Origin of the sequence: Methanosaeta sp. UBA458, from assembly GCF_002496085.1 — an archaeon.
Taxonomy (GTDB): domain Archaea; phylum Halobacteriota; class Methanosarcinia; order Methanotrichales; family Methanotrichaceae; genus Methanothrix; species Methanothrix soehngenii.
Genome location: NZ_DAIK01000101.1, coordinates 1 through 1,610, shown reverse-complemented (window position 1 = coordinate 1,610; position 1,610 = coordinate 1). Strand labels below are relative to the sequence as shown.

At 46.8% G+C, this 1,610-nt stretch carries 2 pseudogenes; one reads left to right on the top strand and one right to left on the bottom strand.

The window, feature by feature from the left end:
• Positions 1–803: pseudogene (locus BP822_RS06970) on the bottom strand (hypothetical protein); the annotation flags it as partial.
• 560 nt (positions 804–1,363) lie between these two features.
• On the opposite strand from BP822_RS06970, the pseudogene BP822_RS06965 reads away from it, so the two are divergent.
• Positions 1,364–1,610 (top strand): annotated as a pseudogene (locus BP822_RS06965) (hypothetical protein); the annotation flags it as partial.

Sequence of the window (1,610 nt, the reverse complement as noted above, 5' to 3'; positions counted from 1 at the left end):
ACTCCCAGGGAGGCTAGGGCGAAGATTGCCCAGAAGACGGCATTTTGTATGCCTATGGTGAGGTAGATCACTTCTATCAGGGAGATCAGGGCATTTAGGAGGAAGAAGGCTATCAGGAACTGGATAAACCATCTCCTCCCTATCATCCAGCTATAGAGGCCCTTGGCTCTGGTCTTGGCAGCGGCGTAGACTTTGGGCTCAGGACTTAGAAGAGGAGGCAGATCAGGTATCTCATCAAGGCATCCTGTGGTCTCATTTGAGCCCTTTAGGCATGCCTTTTGGGCTGCACTCCTCTTCAGTATGCTTCTGGCCATCTGTATACCATAAGCCTCATCGCCCTTGAGGACCGCCTCCTTGGATATCTCCAGGATATTAACCTGTCTCTCTTTCTCTGTAAGATAGCTTCTGCTGCTTATCTTCTTAATGAGGACAAAAAGGAGGACGAAGGCGATGTAGATCAGCCCGATGGTTGGTTGGAAGAAGTAATTGTTGTCGATGGTGATGAACTTCCCCAGCTCGTCTATGAAGGCGCCAAAACCAAAGCCTCCCAGGACTGCAGCTAGACTCTTTGAGTAGCTGCCCAGAAAGGTCAGGAGGATCAGGATGGAGATCAGCATGGCCAGACCTCCAATCAATACGTGAGCTATATGGAGACCACCGCCGCTTACTTGGGGGTAACCTGTAGCTCCCAGAAAGAACCTTATGGTCAGGACGGTGGTCACGGCCGTGACTATAAATATCTCCAGGATGCTGCCCGCATACATGTTGCGGGCGAGCTTTCCCTCCCACGGGCTCTTGATCATCTCTCTTTCCTCTAGATTTGTCTCCAACCCTGCTGTAATCTTTTTCAGATAAACACTTTTCCAGGGAAAGGGTACAACCCTGTCCCTTTATGATAGCAATATGTAAATAGCTCATGTCCAAATCCATATCCGGGGATTTCTTCTTGGAGACTTTTCCATAGCTTCGCAAGCCGTATAGTAGCATCTATGCTCCCGTTACAGCCGTCGACCGCTATCAATCTCGATTCTAACCATTTTTTAGGCTTTGGGCATCGTTTTTTGACCATAAATCCACTTCAGTATGTCAAGAAGTTGAGATCAAACATCCAGAGTCATCTGATTCGCGCTAATTTACATTTGAGCTGCAGATTCATGGCGATGAGGGCAATTCTGCCGAATATGGGCTTGCCATTTCTAATTCCTGCCAGCGAAAATCCGCTCTCTTTTTCATGCCTCTTCGCTATAATTAGAGTGAAGTCTCTGATGGATCAAGCTAATTATATTTAATCATCAATCATAAAGCTCAAATAGGGATTGATAGGATGATTATCATCAGTTAGGAGGGAATTGAACTGAAGAGAATGCTGATTTTGGCTGCATTAGTGGTTATGTTAATTGGCATGGCTGGAGCTGCCAACTACATGTACGAAAAGGCATCAGTCAAGGGTGTCGGTTACAAAAATGTAGAGATGATCATCTCCACGCAGACAGGTTTTAACGGTGACAAACTTGTCGAGAAGGAGTCTGGCTCTGGCAATGTGATCGCCGAGAGAACAGAGCTTGAAGCTGAGAGACAGCTCAATAGACAGTCCTTCCCCTTATATTGGG